The following is a 23,129-nucleotide window of genomic DNA, read 5'->3' as shown; positions in this document are numbered from 1 at the left end:
TTCAGTTCAAAAATTCATTTATTTTGGCTTTATCACAAAACCATAACTGTATTCCTTCTCTTTTAATTGATACTGGCTATGCGGTAATGCGCCCCAGCTATTATCTCCGCCTACACCTCTTTGTGCCAAATCAACACAGACAACCACTTCATTTCTAGGAGTTATATCATTGAGGTGACGGTATTTTTTTGTCAGCCCTGGATCAAAATCTTCTGGGTAATTATGCAGGGCACTCACTCCCAAAGGCTGTAAACCGTGTATCTCAATTCCGTTTCCAGTATTATTAGCAAGTGTTAACCAGCGGACATCTGTTTTGTATCCATTTTCCTGTGGGCGTGTATAAGGAACGTACTGATCCGCAACTTTACTGCTGTAAATTCCTTTAAAAGAAGCGGTATTCCTATCCTGATAATTTTCCCAAGGACCTCTTCCATAATAGGCAAAATTATCTAACTCCCTTTTGAGAGAAAATACCATTCCAAAACGAGGCATCTCGGACAATGGATTGCTGCCTGCTTTAAATGAATTTGAGATTTCCAGGCTTCCGTCGGCGTTCATAGTGTAAATGATAGTATACAAAGACGCAACATCTCTTAAAAAAAGAGTAGCCACAATACTTGTTTTTCCTCCAGCCACTTTAATTTCAAAAGAATTCAATTTGCTGGACTTTCCTGCGGTTCTCCAGACATTGCTTTCGAACTGCATATTATTTCCAAAATCATTATCTGTGGGTGCCCGCCAGAAATTAGGAACTGGAAACTGGTTGAAAAACCGTTCCCCTTTCGATTTATAATCCTGGATCAAACCGGTGTTCTTGTTAATCACAACCTCAACACCAGAGGAAGTAAGGACAACAGCATCCTTTATTTCTTTTACAACAGGATTTGTTCCTTTGCTCGAAGCTTTAACAAAATAATTATCAGTACCAATTGAAAACTGCTCTCTCGCTGTTTCAAAATTCTGAGGCAGAACTTCGGATCCATGACGTGTTAAAGCATAAATATTCAGAAGATATTCTGTTCCTTCTTTTGCAGTTAATTTAGGCAGTTCTAATTGTATTTCCTTTTTGGATAAAGGAGCCAGATTAATATCTATCGTTCCGGTTTTTATAACCTGCCCATTTTCTAAAACTTCGTATTTGAATATATAATTGTCAAGATTTGTGTAACCAAATCCATTTTCGACTTCAATAATTCCTTTATTCAGATCGACACTTTTGAATAAAATATCCTGATATACTTTCTTTACTTCAAAAGCGCCAGGGTGTGGTTTTCTATCTGGCCAAACCAGTCCGTTATGGCAGAAATTTTCGTCATTGGTATAATTCTGGCTTCCCATATCACCACCATAAGACCAGTATTTACGGCCTACTTCATCTGTCATTTCAAAACCCTGATCGACCCAATCCCAGATAAATCCGCCCTGCATGTTTGGACTGGCATGGATAATATCCCAATATTCCTGAAAATTACCACTGCTGTTTCCCATGGCATGTGAATACTCGCACATAATAAATGGGCGCTTTACATCTTTGCGGCCAGCATATTCTTTCATGTACGCTATACTTGGATACATAGGGCAAACAATATCTGTATTCTCCTCTTCCATGGCCTGTTCAAACTGAACCAGCCGGGTTTTATCCCTGTTTTTAATCCATTTATAAGCATCTTTAAAAACGGGCCCGTTGCCACATTCATTGCCCAAAGACCAAAGAATAACCGAAGGCTGATTCTTGTCCCGCTCTACCAGACTGTAAATGCGGTCCATGTGTGCTGCATGCCAATCTGGCCTGTATGCCGGATGACTAGCATAATCAGAAATCCAGGACAGAGAACCCATACCGTGGCTTTCAATATTTGCTTCATCTACAAGAAATAAGCCATATTTGTTACACAGTTTTACCCATAATAAATTATTAGGATAATGACTGCAGCGTACCGCATTAATGTTTAATTCTTTCATCATCTTAATATCCTTCATCATCGTTTCTTCGTCCTGATAATGACCTGTTTTAGGATTATGTTCATGAATGTTTACCCCATGAACCATGATACGGATACCATTGACTAATAATTGTCCGTTTTTCAGTTCCACTTTTCGGAAACCTATTGAGGTGCCAACTGTTTCTATAAGCTTTCCGTTTTCATCTTTAAGCGAAAGCAATAAAGTATATAAATAAGGAGTTTCGTTACTCCATAATTTGGGTGCAGCAACATTTTCATTAAATGAAATTGATTCGGCCGCATTCGCTTTTAGATTTATCTTAACTTCTTTTGTAAAGAGTACTGTTCCGTTTTTGTCAACCAGTTTAGCCTCCACAGCCTGATTGTTTTTTGATTCCGGATTTTTATTCAGAAGCTTAACATCAACAGACAGGCTTCCGTTTTTATAAGAGGCATCTAAATCTGGACGTGCAAAGAAATCAGCAATACGGACATTAGCGGTACTATACAAATAGACATCGCGGTCAATTCCTGATAAACGCCAAAAATCCTGATCTTCTAAATAAGAGCCATCACTCCAGCGGTATACCTCAACAGCCAGCTGGTTTTTCCCTGCTTTTACATATTTAGTGATATCAAATTCCGTTGGGCTTTTTGTGTTTTCGCTGTAGCCCACTTTTTCTCCATTTACCCATACATACATTGCCGATGTTCCAGCTTCAAAATGAATATATACCCGGCGGTTATTCCAATTTTCGGGCAGTTCAAATGTACGCTTATACGAACCTACCGGATTATCGGCGTGGTCTATAAATGGCGGATTTTTGACAAATGGATAAGTGATATTTGTATAAATTGGAATTCCATAACCTTGCAGTTCCCAATTTGCAGGTACAGCAATTTCCTTCCAGTTTGTTGTATTAAAATTAGTTTTGAAAAAATCTTTTGGTCTTTCATCTGGCGTTGGAGACCAATTGAATTTCCACCTGCCATTCAAGCTTAGAAACCAAGGAGAACGAGTATAATTATCAGCAATAGCAGACGACTCATCAGCATACGGCAAAAATGCTGCTCTAGCCGGTTCTCTATTGATCTGGAAAATTTCAGGATTTTCCCAGTCATTAGCTGTTTGTTTATTTTGGGCAGCAGCAGCTAAAGAAAGGAAAACGAAAACAAAGCTTAAAAGGATTGACTTTTTCATTCTATTTGTTTTTATAATGTATATCCGAAAGCGCTTTTAATACTGCCGCACTTTTTTCGGGAGTGATATCTCTTTGTGCCTCGCCCATCATTTCATATCCAACCATAAATTTCTTTACAGAAGCCGAACGCAATAATGGTGGATAAAAATGCATGTGAAACTGCCACTCTGGATGCTCTTCACCATCAGTTGGAGCCTGATGAATTCCAGATGAATACGGGAAAGATGTCTCAAAAAGATTATCGTATTTTGCCGTTAATGCCTTTAAAATTGAGGCATAAGCTGAAACTTCCTCAGAAGTGAATTCTGTAATTTTTGTTATATGACGTTTGCTGATAATCATCGTTTCAAACGGCCAGATTGCCCAAAAAGGAACCAAAGCTACAAAGTGATCATTCTCAATTACAATACGCTCCTGAAGTTTTAGCTCTTCCTGAAGATAATCGATCAAAAGATTGCTGTTGTTTTTTTCAAAATAAGCTTTCAAGCTGTTTTGCGTTTTCTCAACCTGAGTAGGCAAAGAAGACTGCGCCCAGATCTGTCCGTGCGGATGCGGGTTGCTGCATCCCATAACGCTTCCTTTGTTCTCAAAAATCTGAACGTGGTTGATGTAATCTACACTTCCTAACTCCGTATATTCTTTTTGCCAAGTCCTGATAATAGCTTCAATCCCTGGCAATTCCATTTCTGGCAAAGTCAAGTCGTGTCTTGGAGAAAAACAGACAACTCTTGCAATTCCTCTTTCGGGCTGTGCCTTAAAAAAAGTAGGTTTAGCATCTTCTTCAAATGCAATTGGCTCTTGTTTTACAGCTGCGAAGTCGTTCTCAAAAACAAAACTAGACTCATATTTTGGATTGTTTTCGCCATTGGCGCGAACATTTCCTGGACACAAATAACAAGTGTGATCATATTGAGGCAGTGCCTCAGTTTGAATTGTTTCATTTTGTCCTTGCCAAGGTCTTTTTGCTCTGTGCGGAGACACCAAAACCCATTCGTTTATCAATGGATTAAAACGTCTGTGCGGGTCTTCGTTTATATCAAAATTTTTCATTTTATTTCATTTTTATGGTTTTACCGCAAAGTGCGCAATGATTTTTACAAATTATCTATCTGCCAAAGGGGCGCAAAACTTTGCGTTCCCTGCGCTTTCAAAAAAAGAAATCTTTGCACTCCTTGCGGTTAAATTATTATTTATCCAACAGGCTGATATAATGATGTACCGTTTCCAATTTTTACATCATAAATTTTTAAATCAATATCAAAAGCTTCTTTGTACAACTGAGTGAGTTTTGTTTTGATCGCTTCTTCTTCGCCTTTTTTGATCAAATTGATGGTACAGCCTCCAAAACCGCCTCCCATTAATCGGGAACCAATTACGGCTTTTTCTTTTTTCAGAGTATCAACAATAAAATCAAGCTCATCACAGCTTACTAAATATTCTTTGGACAATCCTTCATGAGTTTCAAAAAGCAGCTTGCCAAGTTCTTCAATGTTTCCGTTATCCAAAGCTTCGCACGCAAGAGCAACACGATTAATTTCTTTTACTACAAAATGGCTTCTTACAAATACATTGGGAGACATTTTGTCTTTTAATTGAAGCACATGGCTTTCATTACAATCTCTAAAACTTGTAATTTCTGGAAAATTGCTTTTAATGATCGAAAGTCCTTCTTCACACTCTTCACGTCTTGTATTATAGGCTGATGTAAACAAAGAATGTTTTACATTGCTATCGAATAAAATAAGGGAATAATCATTAAAGTTGGCATTGTGATATTCATATTCCAATGTTTTGCAATCAATTTTGATTACTTTATTTTCCAAGCCCATCACGCTCGAAAACTGATCCATAATCCCACAGTTGATTCCAACCCAGTGTTCTGCTTTTTGCCCCATCAATGCGATATCTACTTTTGGAATCTGCAGATTAAAAAGTTCCTTGATGCCGAAAATTGTCCCGCATTCCAGAGCTGCAGAAGAAGACAATCCAGACCCAACAGGAATATTGCTGCTGAACACGCAATTGAAACCATCAAAAGAAAATCCTTTATCCTGTAATTGCTTGATAACTCCCAAAATATAATTGGTCCAAACCACTTTGCTTAATACAATCTCTTGCGTTAGATCAACTTCAAATTCCTCATTTAAATCGATCGCGATAATCTTCGATTTCTTCGAATTGCTTTTTGCAAAAGCAAAACAAATAATCTTGTCTATAGCGGCTGGCAAGACATAGCCGTCATTGTAATCGATGTGTTCACCAATAATGTTAATTCTTCCAGGAGAAAGCACTGTTTTTTCAGGAGCATTACCAAATGCTTCTTGAAAAAAGCCGGTCGTTTTTTTAATTAATAAATCGTTCATTTTCTTTGAATTACTGTTATTTTGAAATTGTTAATCTGTTTTTGGATTTATATTTGTTCTGGCTAAAAATTGCACTGAACATAGAGGCTATTTTTCTCTGAATGCATCCAAAGCCATAGAGGGTTTTCCATCGGCTCTCCACGCACTCAATTCATAGCCGCTCCAGGATTTGGCTCCTTGAGGTTCCCAATAAATTACGCCAAGCCCTTTTTTATGAGGCACAGCTTTAACTGCTTTTATCACCGCAGCCAGCATGTCATGCGTGTTTTGCTCTTGTGTATCCACACCGCCCACCTCGACAATCATGACTTCTTTATTGTATCTGGCTGCCATATCATTTAGATTATTGGCCAGATCGGCAATGTTTTCTTTATAATCTGTTTTGATCCAAAAAGGGTAATACGATAATCCAATTACGTCATATTTTACATTATTGGCTTTGGCATTATCAAAAAACCATCTGAATTTTTTACTGTTATTTCCTTCGTCTAAGTGAACAATGACTTTAATTTTTTTATCTACAGATTTAACTGCATCATATCCTTTATTGAGTAATTGAGCCAGCTGATTAAAGTTATCTGTGCTTCCTTCCGGCCAAAGCATTCCTCCCGGGATTTCATTCCCTACCTGAACCCATTCTGGCGTAACATTTGCCTTTTTTAAAGTCAGCAAAACGTCTTCGGTGTGGAAATAAACATCGTTTAACAATTCTGAAAAAGTATGGTTTCTCCATTCCAGCGGCTTATTCTGCTTTCCTGGATCGGCCCAGGAATCACTGTAATGAAAATCAATCATTATTCGAAAGCCCATTTTTTGCGCACGGACAGCCATTGCCACTGTTTCCTCTTTGCTGCAGTGTCCGCTAGCTTTATCATCCGAAGGATTTACCCAAACACGAAGCCTGATAGTGTTCATTCCCCGATCCTTCAATAATTGCAGGCAGTCTTTTTCGGTTCCGTCGGCATCATAAAACTTATATCCTGTGGCCTCCATTTGCGACAGCCATCCCACATCGCCTCCTTTTGCAAAAGCAGCTGGTTTGGGCTGGGCGACTGCTTTATTTTCTGTACAGCTTGCAAAAAAAACTGCTAAAGCAACGGTAATTAAATAAATCACTTTCTTCATCATTCTTTAATTTAAATTAAACACTGGCAGGACAACAACGATTAAATCATACGATTAAACTGTTTCAAATTTATAAGTTGTTTTTTGAACATATTCTTCTCCTTTTTTCAGAACGGCACTTGGAAAATGCTCATGATTGGGTGCATCTGGAAAATTCTGAGTTTCAAAACAGATGCCGCTCAATGAATGATAATCGGCATTTTCTTTTCCTTTTATTGCATTTTGGCAATTACCGCCAACATAGATATGAACTCCAGGCTGATCAGTATATACCGTCATCTTTAAATTATTTTTTCTGCTAAAAAGTGAAGCTGCAAATTCATTTTTTTGAGTTACAAAAGTGTTGTCTATTTGTGAAGGGCATTTTTTAGGAGTTAAAAAATCAAATGATGTATTTTCAACTTCTAAAAACCTACCAGTTGGAATATTGTCGGCTGTTGTCTCCAGAACCTGATCTGCATTTACAAGTAAATCCTGATCTTTCACATCTGCGGAATGCCCCTCTAAGTTAAAATAACTATGGCTGGTTAAATTAACAATGGTATCTTCAGTCGTTTTCGCACTATATTCGATATTTAATTCATTGGAATCAGTAACTGTATATGTCACTTCTACAGTTAAACTTCCTGGATAATTCTCCTCGCTTGCCGGACTTGTATAACTCAACGTAATTGCTGAACCGGTAACTTTTGCAACTGTCCATACTTTTTGGCTAAACCCAACAGTTCCGCCATGTAAAGAATTGCCATTATTATTTTTATTCAATAGTATTTTTTGTCCATTTAACTCAAAACTGCTGTTATGAATCCTGCCCGCAAAACGCCCTACAATAGCCCCAAAATAAGGAGCACCATCTAAATGAAATGATTGCAGATAGCCTTCCAGGGTTTCAAAACCCAAGACAACATCAGCAATATCGCCGTTTTTCAAAGGAACTTTTAATTCTGTTATTGTGGCCCCATAAGTGATTACCTTTAAGGTCATTCCGTTTTTTCCTGATATTTCGTAGGAGTATATCTCTTCTGCATTTGGCATCAAGCCGAACAGATTCTTTGCAGATGCAGTCGTAATTTGTGAATTGTGTTTTATTTCCATGGTTTTATTATGAAATTTGAAATTCAAAATTAAAATAAAATTCAAGATATACATACCAGTACCTACCAGTTTTTTGTATATTTGAAAAAAAATATCATGAAAATTATTTCTATCCAAGACAATATTGGAATTCCAAAATACAAACAGATAATCCAATCGATTGAAAAAGCCATTGACGAAGAAAAACTTATAAAAGGAGACCGGCTGCCTTCTGTCAATAAAGTATGCCTGGCTTTTTCATTATCCCGTGATACTGTCTTATTAGGATATGATGATCTGAAAAAAAGAGGAATTATTTATGCTATCCCTGGCAAAGGCTATTATGTAAAAAGCGTCGAAATCAATATAAAACAGAAAATATTTCTGCTTTTTGACGAACTCAATACCTTTAAAGAAGACATTTATAATTCGTTTTTAAAAAACATTGGAAAGAACGTGCAGGTCGATATCTTTTTTCATCATTTCAATGTTACCGTTTTCCAGAAACTGATAAATGACAGCAATGGAAATTATACAAAATACATCATTATGCCAACCAATTTAACTGGTATAACCGACTCGATAAAAGCCCTGCCAGTAAATGATGTAATCATTCTGGATCAGACTAATGATGAATTGAAATCGTTTCCCGCTATTTACCAAAATCACAAAAAAGACATTTTTGAGGGCTTATATAAAGGAAAAACAAAACTTAATAAATATAAAAAACTCATTATGATTTTCCCGGGATTCAGGGAACCGCTGAGTATGAAAACAGGATTTGAAAATTTTTGCTCCGAATATGCTTTCGACTATGAGGTCATCAATGAATTCTCGGACAATGAAATAAAAATGGGCAGTGTTTATATCATTCCAAATGATCGGGATCTTGTTAGCGTAATTGAGAAAGCCCGGGAACAAAATCTAAAATTAGGAACAGATTTTGGCATCATTTCCTATAATGAAACTCCATTAAAAAAAGTAGTATCGAATGGAATTACCACTATTTCGACAGATTTTACAACCATGGGAAAACTTTTGGCCCAAATGGTTCTTTCAGGCAAAAAAGAACAGATAGAAAACAAAAGCGCCTTGATTATTAGAAATTCATTATAAAACAAATTTCGCATTCTTATAAATTATAAAACTTAGTATTTAAGTATAATTTAAAACATTAAAATAAGAAGGCCACAACAGCCTTCTTATTTTAAACTAACTAAACTAAACCAAATTTTAATCCTTATTTTTCTTTTAAAATTATTTACACCCAGAGTATTTGCCCTGGGCATAAATAATGAACCAAAATTTTTAATTTATACCAAAATGATTCAAAAAAATCACATTGGCAAAACCAATAACCAATTTATGAATTGCAATAACCAAACCACTGTATTATTGAATCTACAGGTACAAAGTAACGGCTATTTTACAAGTTATAAGAGGGTCAAATTGGTAAAAAACAAAGGTCAAAATCGCAATTTTTTTGGCTCAGATTATCATAAGAAAAGACAAACTGCCTCTCTATATGCCACGTATCCAAATATGATCGGCCAATAAACTTGTAAATCTTAAAGCAAAAGCATGATTACTCGTCAAAAAGCTAAACAATTAAATCATTAAAAAATGATATTTATTTTTTTGTATTCGTAAAACAAATTTAGTTATATTTGCAAATGTATTTTTTACACTTATTATTTTATTTTCCATTATCATCTCACAAATAGGAAGTTATTAAAAGAGTTTACGATACACGAAATAAAAAAATAAACCCCATTCATCATTTTAAATCGCAAGGCATTTACATCTATACCGCTGTTTAAAATCCTGATAAAGTTTCGAAAACAGGATAAAATGATTCGTCATAAAACCTAAGAAACTAATTGACCGCTATTAAAAACAATTACAATAAACAGATTATGAACCAGAAAATTGACCAATTAGCCGCAGACAACATAAGAGCTCTGGCTATTTCTATGGTAGAAAAAGCAAATTCAGGACACCCGGGAGGTGCCATGGGAGGTGCTGATTTTATGCACATTTTATATACTGAATATTTAAATTATGATCCATCACAGATGGATTGGCCTTTCAGAGACCGGTTCTTTATGGATGCGGGACACTTATCGGCATTGATGTATGCACAGTATTATTTATTGGGAAACTATAAAAAAGAAGATGTACAGCAGTTCAGGCAATGGGGATCGGTAACGCCGGGACATCCTGAAGTAGATGTATTGAGAGGAATCGAAAACACATCTGGACCTCTTGGACAAGGCCACGCAATGGGAGTTGGAGCGGCCATCGCTGCTAAATTCCTTGGAGCAAGATTCGAAGGTCTTTTTGACCACAAAATATACGGATTCATCACCGACGGAGGTGTTCAGGAAGAGATTTCGCAGGGAGCCGGAAGAATCGCAGGACACTTGGGACTGAACAATTTCATTATGTTTTATGATTCAAATGACGTACAGCTTTCTTCAATGACTGATGAAGTAACATCCGAAGATACTGCCATGAAATACCAGGCCTGGGGGTGGAATGTAATCACCATTGACGGCCACGACCATTCGCAGATCCGAAAAGCACTCGATACTGCCAATCAGGAAAAAGAAAGACCAACATTGATTATCGGAAAAACAATCATGGGGAAAGGCTGTGTTACTGCTGACGGAGGCATGTATGAAGGTGAATGCGAACTGCACGGAAAACCTATCGGCGATACCAAAGCGGATTATACTAAAACCTTAATAAACTTAGGGGCAAATCCAGAAGATCCTTTTACAATTTATCAGGAAGTAGCTTCGCATTATGCTGCTATTCTGTCCAAAAAAACAGAAAAAGCTTCTGCCAAAAAACAGCAGATTGCGCAGTGGGAGAATGAAAACCCGGCATTGGCACAAAAAATGAAACTGTTTTTATCCGGAAAATTACCGGAACTGGATTTGAGCAAAGTGGTTCAGAAACCAAATGCGGCAACCAGAGATGCTTCGTCTGCAGTGCTGGCTTATCTGGCTGAAAACGTAGAAAATATCATCGTTTCCTCTGCCGATTTATCCAACAGTGATAAAACCGACGGCTTTTTGAAAAAATCATCTGTACTGCAGAAAAATAATTTCAGCGGTGCCTTTTTACAGGCAGGAGTTGCCGAACTTACGATGACTTCCATCGCTAACGGAATCGCACTTCATGGCGGTGTAATCCCTGTAGTAGCAACATTCTTTGTGTTTTCAGATTATATGAAACCAGCCATCCGACTGGCAGCTATACAGGAACTTCCTGTAAAATATGTGCTTACTCACGACTCTTTCCGCGTAGGAGAAGACGGGCCTACGCACCAGCCTATTGAGCAAGAAGCTCAGATGCGTTTATTAGAAAAAGTAAAAAATCATAAGGGACACCAAAGCCTTTTGGCACTTCGCCCTGCCGATGCCGTTGAAACTTCGGTAGCCTGGGATATGGCTTTGAAAAACACTAACACTCCAACGGCCTTAATCCTTTCCAGACAAGGTATTAAAGATATTCCGGCAGTTCAAAATTCAAGATATGATGAAGCTCTTGGAGCCCAAAAAGGAGGTTATCTGGTAAAACAGACTGCAGATCCGGATATTACTTTAATCGCAAACGGATCGGAAGTTTCTACGCTTATCGATGCTGCTGTGATTTTAGAATCAGAACATAATCTGAAAATAAATATCGCTTCAATTATATCCGAAGGGTTATTTAAATCACAGTCCAAATTGTATCAGGAAAGCGTTATTCCAAAAGGAAAACCTGTTTTTGGACTCACTGCAGGACTTCCTGTAAACCTTGAAGGATTGATAGGCGACAGCGGAAAAATAGCAGGACTGGATCACTTTGGCTATTCGGCGCCGGCCGGTGTTCTGGACGAAAAATTCGGATTTAACAGCCAAAGCGTTGCTGCAGAAATACTGAAATATATTAAAGGAAGTAACTAAGTTACTGAGCCGCTAAGTTACTGAGAAAAAAACAGAATCTCAGCAACTTAAAAAAACTAATTATAAACCATAAGCTTCCAAGTTCTGAGATAAAAAAACTTAGAATTTCAGCAACTTAGAATCTTAACAACTTAAAAAAATATGAAATTTTTTATCGATACAGCAAATTTAAAAGACATCAAAGAAGCCAATGATTTAGGAATATTAGACGGAGTAACTACAAATCCTTCACTTATGGCAAAAGAAGGAATCACTGGAGCCGACAACATTCTTGCACATTATGTAAAAATATGTGAATTGGTTGATGGCGATGTAAGTGCCGAAGTAATTTCGACCGATTTTGAAGGAATGATTGCCGAAGGAGAAAAACTAGCTGCTTTACATCCGCAGATTGTGGTTAAAATCCCAATGATTAAAGACGGAATAAAGGCATGCAAATATTTTTCGGATAAAGGAATCAGAACAAATGTGACCTTGGTTTTCTCAGTTGGGCAGGCACTGCTTGCCGCCAAAGCCGGCGCTACCTATGTTTCTCCATTTTTAGGAAGACTGGATGATATCTGTACTGACGGTATGGGACTTATTGCCGAAATCAGACAAGTATATGACAATTATGATTTCCAGACGCAGATTTTATCAGCTTCTGTACGAAATACTATGCACGTAATTAATTGTGCCAAAGTAGGTTCCGATGTAATGACTGGACCTTTATCTTCAATCACCGGATTATTAAAACATCCTTTGACTGACAGCGGATTGGCAACATTCCTGGCTGATTACCAGAAAGGCAACAGCTAAAAACCCTATTTGTCCCCAAATAAAAAAAGGAAGATTCGATTGAATCTTCCTTTTTTTATTTACAATACCAAAACAATTTAAAAATTTATAGCAAAATTATTCAAGAGTTTTGCATCGTATTTCTCTTTGTCAAAAGTGTAGAGATAAGATCCTTTTCTAGAAGAAGTCATATCCTTCTCATCTAATTTTATCAGAATATCTAAGGAATTTATCTTGCTTATAAAGTTTCTCTTATCGATTTCCTTGTCCAGAATAGATTCATATAATTTAAGCAATTGGCTCATTTTGAATTTTTCAGGCAAAAGCTCAAAACCAACAGGACGCATAGATGTTCTGTAACGCAGTCTTCTGATAGCGTGTGCTAACATATTATCGTGGTCAAAAATTAATTTTGGCACTTCAGAAACGCTAAACCATTTGGCGTGATAGTTTTGAATCAATTCGGCATTGTGATTTTCAACATTTATCAAAGCGTAATAAGCTACCGATATGGTTCTTTCAACCGGGTCACGGTCAATTTCACTATAGGTATAAAGCTGCTCCATATAAATATCATTAAGCCCTGTATAAGTATTCAGAACCCTGATAGCAGCATCATCAAGTACTTCTTCTTTTTTAAGAAATCCTCCCATTAAAGACCATTTCCCTTTCTCGGGTTCAAAATCTCTTTTGATCAATAGAATTTTTAATCCGCCTTCATCAAATCCAAAAATGATACAATCTACTGCAAGAAGAACTTTGTCCTCAGTACTATAACTATTTAACATATTATTTATATATATAAGCTGTAAATATAAGAACTTCCATAAAACTACCAAATTAATTTAGTGTACATTTTACACTAATATCCTCAAAATCATATAAAACCGATTTTAATATACTGATTATGTGATAAAAAAATAAAAAAATCATGTCTTTTTTATACTTTTTAAAATCAGAATCAAACATTAAAATTGAGATAAATCTGCCCCTTTCTAGCCGTTTTTTTATAAAAAATCGAAAAATTAAGTGTTAAAACAACATTTAAAAATGATTTCTGTCTCTTTTTTGGTGCATTTAAGGATCAAAAAAAGCTTTTTTTAACAATATATAGATTACTTTTTTAAATAAACTTTAAGGAAACTATAAAAAATGATAAAAATATAATAAAAAATATTTTTTATTATAATATATTGATTATTAGGTATTTACAAATAACGAAAACGTTTTTCTGAATAGAAAAATACACATATTCTTTCATTTTAAATGATTTTTTAGCATATCCATTTTTTTTTCTTTCTTTTTTTATCAGATTAATTTGTTTTTGTACTTTTTTTTTATTTAAATTTACAAATGTAAAAACTACACTTATAATTAACCAAAAATGCAATCAGTATGACAACAAACCACAGATTATTTTTTTATTGCAATTTTTTATTGCCTAAAAAAGAATGGCTAATAGCATTATTAGTGATGCTTTTTAGTACTTATACTGTATCAGCCCAGCAGGCGAGTACAGTATCAGGAAAAATTACATCAGAGAAAGACGGCATGCCGCTACCAGGCGTTAATATTCTAGTAAAAGGGAGCAATGCTTCAGCTTCAACAGGATTTGACGGTGAATATTCTATTAGTGCCAAGCCTACGGACGTACTTATTTTTTCATATATAGGATATGAAACTAAAGAAGTTACAATTTCGAATCGTACTCAAATTAATTTTGCTCTAAAAGATGACAACAACAAACTGAACGAAGTTGTTGTAATCGGATACGGTACACAAAAGAAAGCAGATTTAACAGGATCTGTTAGTATCGTAAGTATAAAAGATGCAAAAACAATAACTACTTATGATCCTGCGAAAATGCTTCAGGGACAAGTAGCGGGTGTTACCGTACAATCTTCAGGAGAACCTGGAGGTTATGTGAACGTAAAAATTAGAGGAATTTCTTCTTTTACCAATAACAACCCTCTTTTTGTAATTGACGGAATGATTGTTGATAGCCCAAACGATTTCGCACCGGGAGATATCGAATCGATGCAAGTATTAAAAGATGCCTCTTCGGCTGCAATTTACGGTGTTCGAGGAGCCAATGGTGTAATCATTATCACTACCAAAAAAGGTAAACAAGGAAAATTTGAAGTAAAATACAAATCTTTACTTGGACTTCAGACTGTACCAACTAAATGGGATCTAACCGACAGAGAAGGCTATCAGAATATTACAAATGCTGCAGAAACTAATGCTGGAAAAATACCGACTGCCCCTGGAAATGATCCTACAAGTCCTTTTTTCATCAACAATGTAAATACAGATTGGCAAAAAGAAGCATTCCAAACTGGAGTAATCAACAATCAAGCATTGACTTTTACTGGTGGCGCCGAAACTATGACATACAACATGAACATAGATTATTTCAAAAATACCAGCTATGTAAATTCTCCACAAGATTATGAAAGAATTTCAACTAATTTGAATCTGTCAGGTAAAAAAGGTAAATTTAAATATGGATCAAAAATTGGATACACTCAATCAGATAAAGAAAGCTTTAACAGTTATGTAGGCGAATCTGCAATACAAAGTTTATTGACAGCAATCCCAACGATGTCTGTCTATGATGAAAATAATTTAGGTGGTTACGGCGGAACTGACAGTTTTACACAAAGAGCCATATCTATGAATGTAATTGGATTCAACAATTTAATAGATAACAGCGGAAAGAGAAATCGTTTCATTGGTGATATTTGGGGTGAAATCGAAATTGTAAAAGGATTGAAGTATAAAATTGATGCAAGTTTTGACAGGGTAGATTGGACTGATCGAAAATTCGTTCCTCCATTTGAATTAGGCTGGTACTACGTTACTGAGAATTCAGAAGCATCACTTGATGTAGCTACAGGAAGCCAGTCAAGAACATTCTTGAATAATTTGTTAACTTATGAAAAAACTATTGGTAAACATAAATTTGATCTATTAGCAGGCTGGGTTCAAGAAAGATCTGACAACTACAATCATTACTCTACAGGAAAAGGATACACTCCTGGAGAAATTAGTAAACTCCAGTATGCTGACGAGATAAATACTGGCGAATATGAAAATACAATTACAGGTGTCTCTTACTTGAGTAGAATCAATTATTCGTACGATGATCGTTATTTTATTCAAGGGAATTTCAGACAAGACAAAACATCTCTTTTCAGTCCTGAGAATAACACTGGAAATTTCTATTCATTCTCTGGTGCATGGAAGATCAGCAGTGAGGAATTCTTACACTTACCAGAATGGGTAAGCAATATTAAACTCAGAGGGGGTTACGGTATTTTGGGGAACAATACTATTGGAGTATATGCTTATGCACCAACTGTAAACAGATTTGCAGGTTATGATTTTAATAACGAATATGCACCAGGTACAACAGTGGTAAGTGCAATAGATCCTAATGTACATTGGGAAGAAACCAAAAGTACTAATATTGCATTGGAGTTAGGATTTCTTAATAACAGTGTACAGTTCTCTGCAGAATACTTTATTAAAGAATCAAGTGATCTATTGCTTGGTGTACCATTACCTTACTCTGCAGGAGCTTTTCCAGCAAATGTAGTAACAAACGCTGGTGCTGTTAAAAACAGCGGTTTAGAATTTACAGCATCTTATGCCAACAATAATCATGAGTTTAAATACAACATTTCGGCTAACTTAGGAACGCTGAAAAATGAGGTTTTACAAATTGGAATTGATGGTAACCCAATTCCTGGAGCGGCTTCGAAAACAGAAGTAGGGAGATCAATCGGTGAACTTTTCGGTTATGAAACGGATGGTATTTTTCAAAATCCTACGGAATTAGCTGCAGGTCCTAGCCAAACAAATGCCGGTGTAGGTGATATTCGTTTCAAAGACCAAAATGGTGACGGAAAAATTTCTGACGCAGACAGAATATATCTAGGAACTACAATCCCAAAATACAGTTATGGAATAAACTTAGGAGCATCATACAAAAACTTTGAATTTTCAATGTTCTGGCAGGGTGCTGGAGGAAATATGGTATTTAATGCCATGTATCGCGATTTGATGAGAGGAGACTATGGTAATCACCATACTGATGAGCTTAATTATTGGACTCCAACAAATACAAATACTAATGTTCCTCGTCCAATCATTGGAGATCCGAATGCAAATGCCAGAGATTCCAATCGTTTTATTGAAAAAGGGGACTACTTAAAATTACAGACTATGGAAATCGGATATCAGATCCCGGTTCCTACAGACTTTTTTATGCAAAAAGCAAGAGTTTATATTAATGGTCAAAACTTATTAACTCTTACTAAATATAGAGGATACGATCCAGATTTTAACAGTAACGACGGATTACTCTCTAGAGGTTATGATGCAGGTTCTTTCCCAAATCCAAGAACTCTTTCTCTAGGACTTGAAGTAACTTTTTAAAATTAGCCAACAATTAAAAACGAATCAAAATGAAATATAAAATATATAAATATCTAGCTGGATTCATTTGCATTGCTGCTGTAACTGCAAGTTGTGTAAACGATGATGATTTATTACAAACCGATCCAAATGTTGATTCTTCAGGCAATTTTTGGAAAACAGACAAAGATGCACTCGAAGGTGTTAATGCAGTTTATGGATGCTTAATAGCAGACGGAACTTATATGAGAAGTACTCCTTTAATGCTGGACACAAAAAGTGACGATTCCAGAAGTAACAGTCCTTGGGGGGCGATGGCCAATGTAGGCCGTTTTAACTCTAATGTATCTGATGCTGCAATTTATGGCTGGGCCTATGAAATGTATTATCAAGGAATCTATAGAGCAAATCAAGTATTGACGAATGTTCCAAAAATTGACATGGCTGATGCAGCATTAAAAAATAGAGTACTTGGACAAGCATATTTTTTAAGAGGCCTTTATCTTTTTCATGCAGTAAACCTGTTTAAAAATGTACCAGTTCCAACAGAAATTGCGCTTTACAATCCACAAAAAAGTCAGGCAGAAGGATGGGCTCAAGTAATTGCTGATTTTAAAGCAGCTACTGAGTTATTACCAACTACTTATGCCGGGATTGATGGTATCGACACCAAAGATTCAAATGGAGCAACAATAAAAGGGCGTGCTACCAAAGGGGCAGCTCTAGGCTATTTAGCAAAAGCATATTTATTTACCAAAGATTTTACAAATGCTAAAACAACATTCAAACAAGTAATCGATTTAGGTATTTACTCATTAACAGCAAACTATCGAGATAATTTTACGGATACCAACGAAAACAACTCAGAATCCTTATTTGAAGTGCAGTTTAGCAGAGATGCTGGTGGAACTAATGAGAGCTGGGGTGGAGTACCAAATGCTACTTGGAGAAAAACAACCGCAAGAGCAATTACGTATGGAGCAAGAGATTTTGGATTTGTAGACGTGCAGCCTACTTGGGCATTATTTAATGATTTCCATATTGAAAAAACAGTTGCCGGAGCAGTAGACCCACGTTTGGATGCTACTATGTTCTATAACAAACCGGGAGGAATGAAATTGTATGGCGTAGATTTCGCAACTAAATATGCTAATAGTCCTTTAGATTTGAATGATATTTTCTGTGCTAAATATGAAAATTCCGACGGAGCTTATCCTAATGAATACGATTGGCGTTCAGGAATTAACGAACGCTTATTACGTTATGCTGATATCCTGCTGATGTATGCCGAATGTTTGAATGAAACCGGCGATACTCAAGCAGCATATACATACATCCAAATGGTTAGAGATCGTGTGGGGTTACCAAACTTAAGTACGGTAAAACCTGGACTTAGCCAAGAAGCCATGAGAGATCAGATTGCACACGAAAGATTCTTAGAATTTGCCCTAGAAGGTCACCGTTTTGATGATATCCGCCGTTGGGGGTGGTTAGAAAACCCAGCAAAATTAGCATGGTTAAAATCTAGAGATGTAGAGTTTGATTCGTATGCGCCAGGAAGAGAATACTTCCCAATTCCGCAATTAGACATGGACAATAACCCAGGAATGGTTCAAAATCCAAGTTATTAATATTTATTTGAATTAGTTTAGTTAGTACTTTTAAAATCATATGGTATTCTGTTACAGGATACCATGTGATTTTATCACATAATAATAAACTGCCATATTTAAGAAAAATTATGATAAATGATGAATCACTTTGCCAAAAACAAGTTTCATCATTAATTAACCAGCATTAAATTATTGATATAAAAAAACATTTTGGGTAAATAAATTCCCATTACAATACATGATTAAAATCTGAAACCACATGAAAAAGACAATCCAATTATTATTAGTATTAGCTTTTTGCGGCCAAACCAGTTTTGCGCAAAAAGAAACTACAGTCCTTACCATTAAGAACACGGCAGATGCTCCAATAATTAACAAAAACATCTATGGCCATTTTGCAGAACATTTAGGAAGGTGTATATATGGTGGCTTTTTTGTAGGTGACACTTCAAAAATACCAAATACAAAAGGTGTTCGTAACGATATTATTGCTGCCTTAAAAGACTTGAAAATCCCTAATTTAAGATGGCCTGGCGGCTGCTTTGCCGATACTTACCACTGGAAAGATGGTATTGGGCCTCAGCCTGAAAGACCAACAATAGTAAATAAATGGTGGGGAGGAACTACAGAAGACAACAGTTTCGGGACGCATGATTTTTTGAATATGTGTGAAGCTCTTGGAGCAGAACCTTATCTATCTGGAAATGTTGGCAGCGGTACCGTTCAGGAACTGGCTGACTGGGTTCAGTATACCAACTTCAGCGGTAAAAGCCCAATGAGCGACTTGCGTAAAAAAAATGGAAGAACCGAGCCTTGGAAAGTTAAATTCTGGGGAATTGGAAATGAGGCTTGGGGATGTGGCGGCAATATGACAGCCGAATATTATGCTGGTGAATACCGCAAATTTGCAACCTTTATGTCTGATTGGGAAAATACTGGAGGTATTACCCGTATTGCATCAGGATCAAACAGCGATGACTATAACTGGACCGAGGTCTTGATGAAAAACATTCCAAACAATATGTTAGGAGGATTAGGGGTTCATCATTATGCAGTGATTGATTGGAGCAAAAAAGGAGACGGAACAGATTTCTCCGAAGATGGTTATTTCCATACGATGAAATCGGCCCTGAAAATGGAAGAATTGGTTACCAAGCACTCGGCAATAATGGACAAATACGATCCTGCAAAAAAAGTTGCCATGGTTGTAGACGAATGGGGAGCTTGGTATGAAGTAGAAAAAGGAACAAATCCTGGATTTTTATATCAGCAGAACACTATGAGAGATGCTGTTTTGGCTGGAGCAACTTTAAACATCTTCAATAACCATGCAGACAGGGTCCGTATGGCTAACTTAGCACAATGCGTTAACGTTTTGCAAGCTGTAATTTTAACAGATAAAGCCAAAATGATAACAACTCCAACCTATTCAGTAATGAAAATGTACAGTGTGCACCAAGATGCCAAACTGCTGCCATTAAGCTTTCAATCGCCATTATACACTTTCAATGGAGAGACACTTCCAGCGATATCTGCTTCGGCATCAAAAGATAAAAACGGTGCTATTCATATTTCATTAGTAAATGTGGATGCCAAAAAAACAAACAAGATAGAAATTGATGTAAATGATCTTGGCGTTAAGAATTTCACAGGAACGATTATCACATCTTCAAAATTGCAGGACTTCAATTCATTTGAAAATCCAAACAAAATTGCTCCAGCAGTTTTTAAAGGTTTCGAAAACAAAAAAGGAAAACTTGAAATCACTATTCCTCCTTTCTCAGTAGTTGTTATAGAAGGAAAATAAAAAACAATATCATGAAAAAATCAAATTTCATTATAAGAATTTCATATATAGCATTGGTGTTTATTGCTGCGGTTTCAGCAGGCAGCTGTTCTAAAGATGATGGCACTGCAGCAACTCCTACGCCTACTCCAACCACCCCTACTACGCCTGCTCCAACTTTTCCAGGACCAACTTATGCCGATAATTATTCGTCGATAGCGTCGTGGAGTAATAATTCAAAATGGAATCTGGCCAATGTGCATGACCCATCGGTGGAAAAATGCGGTGATTATTATTATATGTATCAAACGGATGCTTCATATGGAAATGCGCATGAAGGTCACGGACATTTCCCCTATAGACGCTCCAAAGATCTTGTTACGTGGGAATACATGGGATCTGCAATGCCTACGGTTCCAGCCTGGGTAAAAGACTCCTTAAACAATAAAAGAGCAAGAATGACTCCTGCCCTGCCTCCGATAGAAAACCCGAGGTACGGCTATTGGGCACCTTACATTAAAAAAACAGGTTCTAAGTATAGATTGTATTACAGTATTGTGGTAGACGAGCCAATTGTGGGAACAAATTTTGAAACTTCATGGTCTGAAAGGGCTTTTATAGGACTAGCAGAATCAGATGATTTAGCGACAAATGTATGGGTAGACAAAGGAATGGTAGTATGCTCTGAACCAGATGGCGTAAAACCATATTCTTTTACAGGTGACAGAAATTGGGAAAATGCTTATTTTGAATTCAATGCCATCGATCCTACATTAATTATCACTCCAGAAGGAGAACATCACCTGATATACGGCTCATGGCACTCTGGAATTGCAGTTTTAAAGCTAAATCCTGCTACCGGAAAACCTGATCAATTGAAAACCCTGACCGATTATGGAACCCGCATAGCATCCAGAAGCTCTACAAGCCGCTGGCAAGCTTCTGAGGGACCGGAAATTATATATAATCCAGATACTCAATACTATTATCTTTTCTTAGCCTATGACGGACTTGATGTTCCGTATAACACCAGAGTATGCCGTTCCAAAAGTATTACTGGGCCTTTCGTAGGAATCAATGGTGCCAATGTGACCAATGGAGCCGACTGCTGGCCAATGCTTACGCACCCTTATGGTTTTAACAATCATACAGGATGGGTTGGGTTTTCACACTGTTCTGTTTTTCAGAATCCAGATACAAAACAATGGTTTTACGCCTCTCAGGCACGTCTGCCAAAAGATGTACCTGGTATAAATGTTTCAAATGCAATTATGATGGGACATGTCCGCGAAATCCAATGGACAGAGGACGGATGGCCTGTAATAGCTCCTGAGCGTTATGCCGCTGTGCCAGCAACTGCTATTACTGCAGCCTCATTTGTTGGGGTTTGGGAACAGATTACATTAAATTATCAATACGCAGTCATTCAAAAATCAGTTACCATTTATTTAACAGCCGACAACAAAGTCAGTGGTGGCGTAACTGGAACCTGGTCATATGACAGCACATCCAAAACATTGACTGTAAACGGCGTAAAATGCAAAGTAAGCGATGCCTGGGACTGGGAAAAAGCTACACGTAATGTAACACTCACTTATTCTGGACTTACAGCAGCTGGTGTACCAGTGTGGGGCAAAAAAATAAATTAAATTCCATATTCAAAAACCCTTTTTTAAAGTTTAAAAAAGGGTTTTGCTTTTCAACTTACAACATCTTCATAAATCTTAATTATAATGAAAACTATTTTTGTACCAATTCTTTCTCTTTTCCTGCTTGCGTCAGTAAAAACAATAGCCCAGAATAATGCTTCGGCGAATACAGAAAAAAAAGCCAAAACAGCTGTTACCAACAACCCAATTATAAAAGACAAATACACTGGAGATCCAGCCGCTTTGGTATACAAGGACAAAGTATATCTTTATGCAGGACATGATGAGGCACCAAACGATTTTAACTTTTATAAAATGAACGAATGGCTGGTATATTCTTCATCGGATATGGTGCATTGGCAGGAACATCCAGTACCGCTGAAAGTGACAGATTTTGCCTGGTCAAAGGGAGATGCATGGGCTTCGCAGGTTATCGAAAGAAATGGAAAATTTTATTGGTATGTAGCCGTAGAACACGGATCTGTAAATGGCAAGGCAATTGGAGTTGCAGTATCGGACAGTCCAACCGGTCCTTTTAAAGATGCTTTAGGAAAAGCATTAATTACCAATGATATGACTACCAAAACCAGTATCACCTGGGACGATATTGACCCAACCGTTATGATTGATGATGATGGACAGGCCTATCTTTTCTGGGGAAATACTGCTTGTTATTATGCCAAATTAAAAGCAAATATGACAGAATTAGACGGACCGATCCAAACGATCGATCTGCCGCATTTTACCGAAGCACCTTGGATTCACAAACACAAAAACTGGTATTATTTGTCCTATGCTTACCAGTTTCCAGAGAAAATTGCTTATGCCATGAGCAAATCCATCAACGGGCCATGGGAATACAAAGGAATTCTGAATGAAATAGCAGGAAATTCAAACACCAATCATCAATCGATTATAGATTTCAAAGGGAAATCTTATTTCATATATCACAATGGAAGCATCGAGCCAAACGGCGGGAGTTTTAGAAGATCCGTTTGTATAGATCGTTTGTATTACAACAAAGACGGCTCAATAAAAAGAATAATTATGACAACCGAAGGGATAACGGAGTAAGTTTTTAGACAGCAGTTTCCAGATTTGAGACTGTAGATTTCAGAACTGCTGATTCATTTTGCAGTCAAAGTTTTTCAATAAAAACACAAAACTTAAATACTCTTACATGCCTTATATGTACTAAAAAATCCGCAATCGCAATTTC

At 36.8% G+C, this 23,129-nt stretch carries 14 protein-coding genes; 8 read left to right on the top strand and 6 right to left on the bottom strand.

Annotated elements, in window-relative coordinates; all coding sequences use genetic code 11:
* Nucleotides 1-18: 18 nt before the first annotated feature.
* From lacZ to ABEG11_RS08315, 5 genes are all read right to left on the bottom strand, one after another.
* Nucleotides 19-3,144 (bottom strand): beta-galactosidase, LacZ type, encoded by a 3,126-nt coding sequence (gene lacZ, locus ABEG11_RS08335; RefSeq protein WP_348823710.1) that lies wholly within the window; start codon nt 3,142-3,144, stop codon nt 19-21.
* Between the two features lies 1 nt (nt 3,145).
* Nucleotides 3,146-4,195 carry a UDP-glucose--hexose-1-phosphate uridylyltransferase gene (locus ABEG11_RS08330; protein WP_348823709.1) on the bottom strand — a complete coding sequence of 350 codons (1,050 nt, stop codon included), beginning with the start codon at nt 4,193-4,195 and terminating at the stop codon, nt 3,146-3,148.
* A gap of 140 nt (nt 4,196-4,335) precedes the next feature.
* Nucleotides 4,336-5,508: a galactokinase gene (galK, locus tag ABEG11_RS08325; RefSeq protein WP_348823708.1), complete on the bottom strand. Its 1,173-nt coding sequence runs from the start codon at nt 5,506-5,508 to the stop codon at nt 4,336-4,338.
* A gap of 87 nt (nt 5,509-5,595) precedes the next feature.
* The gene (locus ABEG11_RS08320; RefSeq protein WP_348823707.1) at nt 5,596-6,636 is read right to left on the bottom strand and encodes a glycoside hydrolase family 53 protein; all 1,041 of its coding nucleotides are present in this window, start codon (nt 6,634-6,636) and stop codon (nt 5,596-5,598) included.
* A 51-nt stretch (nt 6,637-6,687) separates the two neighbouring features.
* Complete coding sequence (locus ABEG11_RS08315) at nt 6,688-7,728, bottom strand: aldose epimerase family protein (RefSeq protein WP_348823706.1); 1,041 nt, start codon at nt 7,726-7,728, stop codon at nt 6,688-6,690.
* Nucleotides 7,729-7,824: 96 nt separating this feature from the next.
* Here ABEG11_RS08315 and ABEG11_RS08310 point away from each other — a divergent pair, with 96 nt between their 5' ends.
* From ABEG11_RS08310 to fsa, 3 genes are all read left to right on the top strand, one after another.
* Nucleotides 7,825-8,823 carry a GntR family transcriptional regulator gene (locus tag ABEG11_RS08310; RefSeq protein WP_348823705.1) on the top strand — a complete coding sequence of 333 codons (999 nt, stop codon included), beginning with the start codon at nt 7,825-7,827 and terminating at the stop codon, nt 8,821-8,823.
* A gap of 800 nt (nt 8,824-9,623) precedes the next feature.
* Nucleotides 9,624-11,663 carry a transketolase family protein gene (locus ABEG11_RS08305; protein WP_348823704.1) on the top strand — a complete coding sequence of 680 codons (2,040 nt, stop codon included), beginning with the start codon at nt 9,624-9,626 and terminating at the stop codon, nt 11,661-11,663.
* Nucleotides 11,664-11,804: 141 nt separating this feature from the next.
* Complete coding sequence (gene fsa, locus ABEG11_RS08300) at nt 11,805-12,461, top strand: fructose-6-phosphate aldolase (RefSeq protein ID WP_194643752.1); 657 nt, start codon at nt 11,805-11,807, stop codon at nt 12,459-12,461.
* A 77-nt stretch (nt 12,462-12,538) separates the two neighbouring features.
* Here the strand turns inward: fsa and ABEG11_RS08295 are convergent, their stop codons facing one another.
* Nucleotides 12,539-13,228 (bottom strand): NUDIX hydrolase, encoded by a 690-nt coding sequence (locus ABEG11_RS08295; protein WP_348823703.1) that lies wholly within the window; start codon nt 13,226-13,228, stop codon nt 12,539-12,541.
* Between the two features lie 607 nt (nt 13,229-13,835).
* On the opposite strand from ABEG11_RS08295, the gene ABEG11_RS08290 reads away from it, so the two are divergent.
* From ABEG11_RS08290 to ABEG11_RS08270, 5 genes are all read left to right on the top strand, one after another.
* Nucleotides 13,836-16,883: a SusC/RagA family TonB-linked outer membrane protein gene (locus tag ABEG11_RS08290; protein ID WP_348823702.1), complete on the top strand. Its 3,048-nt coding sequence runs from the start codon at nt 13,836-13,838 to the stop codon at nt 16,881-16,883.
* 29 nt (nt 16,884-16,912) lie between these two features.
* Complete coding sequence (locus ABEG11_RS08285; RefSeq protein WP_348823701.1) at nt 16,913-18,493, top strand: RagB/SusD family nutrient uptake outer membrane protein; 1,581 nt, start codon at nt 16,913-16,915, stop codon at nt 18,491-18,493.
* 241 nt (nt 18,494-18,734) lie between these two features.
* A complete protein-coding gene (locus ABEG11_RS08280) occupies nt 18,735-20,282 on the top strand; it encodes an alpha-N-arabinofuranosidase (RefSeq protein WP_348823700.1) in 1,548 nt (515 codons plus the stop codon).
* An 11-nt stretch (nt 20,283-20,293) separates the two neighbouring features.
* The gene (locus ABEG11_RS08275; RefSeq protein WP_348823699.1) at nt 20,294-21,910 is read left to right on the top strand and encodes an arabinan endo-1,5-alpha-L-arabinosidase; all 1,617 of its coding nucleotides are present in this window, start codon (nt 20,294-20,296) and stop codon (nt 21,908-21,910) included.
* Between the two features lie 84 nt (nt 21,911-21,994).
* Complete coding sequence (locus tag ABEG11_RS08270; protein WP_348823698.1) at nt 21,995-22,984, top strand: glycoside hydrolase family 43 protein; 990 nt, start codon at nt 21,995-21,997, stop codon at nt 22,982-22,984.
* Nucleotides 22,985-23,129 lie beyond the last annotated feature (145 nt).

This window comes from Flavobacterium aestuarii (assembly GCF_040049115.1).
Taxonomy (GTDB): domain Bacteria; phylum Bacteroidota; class Bacteroidia; order Flavobacteriales; family Flavobacteriaceae; genus Flavobacterium; species Flavobacterium aestuarii.
Note: the sequence above shows the minus strand (reverse complement) of the source record. Positions and strands in the feature narration are given on the sequence as shown.

Excerpts from the sequence above, each read along its gene's own strand:
- ABEG11_RS08320 (WP_348823707.1), bottom strand. The coding sequence starts at position 6,636 with ATGATGAAGAAAGTGATTTATTTAATTACCGTTGCTTTAGCAGTTTTT.
- ABEG11_RS08280 (WP_348823700.1), top strand. The coding sequence starts at position 18,735 with ATGAAAAAGACAATCCAATTATTATTAGTATTAGCTTTTTGCGGCCAA.
- fsa (WP_194643752.1), top strand. The coding sequence starts at position 11,805 with ATGAAATTTTTTATCGATACAGCAAATTTAAAAGACATCAAAGAAGCC.
- lacZ (WP_348823710.1), bottom strand. The coding sequence starts at position 3,144 with ATGAAAAAGTCAATCCTTTTAAGCTTTGTTTTCGTTTTCCTTTCTTTA.
- ABEG11_RS08305 (WP_348823704.1), top strand. The coding sequence starts at position 9,624 with ATGAACCAGAAAATTGACCAATTAGCCGCAGACAACATAAGAGCTCTG.
- ABEG11_RS08270 (WP_348823698.1), top strand. The coding sequence starts at position 21,995 with ATGAAAACTATTTTTGTACCAATTCTTTCTCTTTTCCTGCTTGCGTCA.
- galK (WP_348823708.1), bottom strand. The coding sequence starts at position 5,508 with ATGAACGATTTATTAATTAAAAAAACGACCGGCTTTTTTCAAGAAGCA.
- ABEG11_RS08315 (WP_348823706.1), bottom strand. The coding sequence starts at position 7,728 with ATGGAAATAAAACACAATTCACAAATTACGACTGCATCTGCAAAGAAT.
- ABEG11_RS08330 (WP_348823709.1), bottom strand. The coding sequence starts at position 4,195 with ATGAAAAATTTTGATATAAACGAAGACCCGCACAGACGTTTTAATCCA.
- ABEG11_RS08285 (WP_348823701.1), top strand. The coding sequence starts at position 16,913 with ATGAAATATAAAATATATAAATATCTAGCTGGATTCATTTGCATTGCT.
- ABEG11_RS08295 (WP_348823703.1), bottom strand. The coding sequence starts at position 13,228 with ATGTTAAATAGTTATAGTACTGAGGACAAAGTTCTTCTTGCAGTAGAT.
- ABEG11_RS08310 (WP_348823705.1), top strand. The coding sequence starts at position 7,825 with ATGAAAATTATTTCTATCCAAGACAATATTGGAATTCCAAAATACAAA.
- ABEG11_RS08290 (WP_348823702.1), top strand. The coding sequence starts at position 13,836 with ATGACAACAAACCACAGATTATTTTTTTATTGCAATTTTTTATTGCCT.
- ABEG11_RS08275 (WP_348823699.1), top strand. The coding sequence starts at position 20,294 with ATGAAAAAATCAAATTTCATTATAAGAATTTCATATATAGCATTGGTG.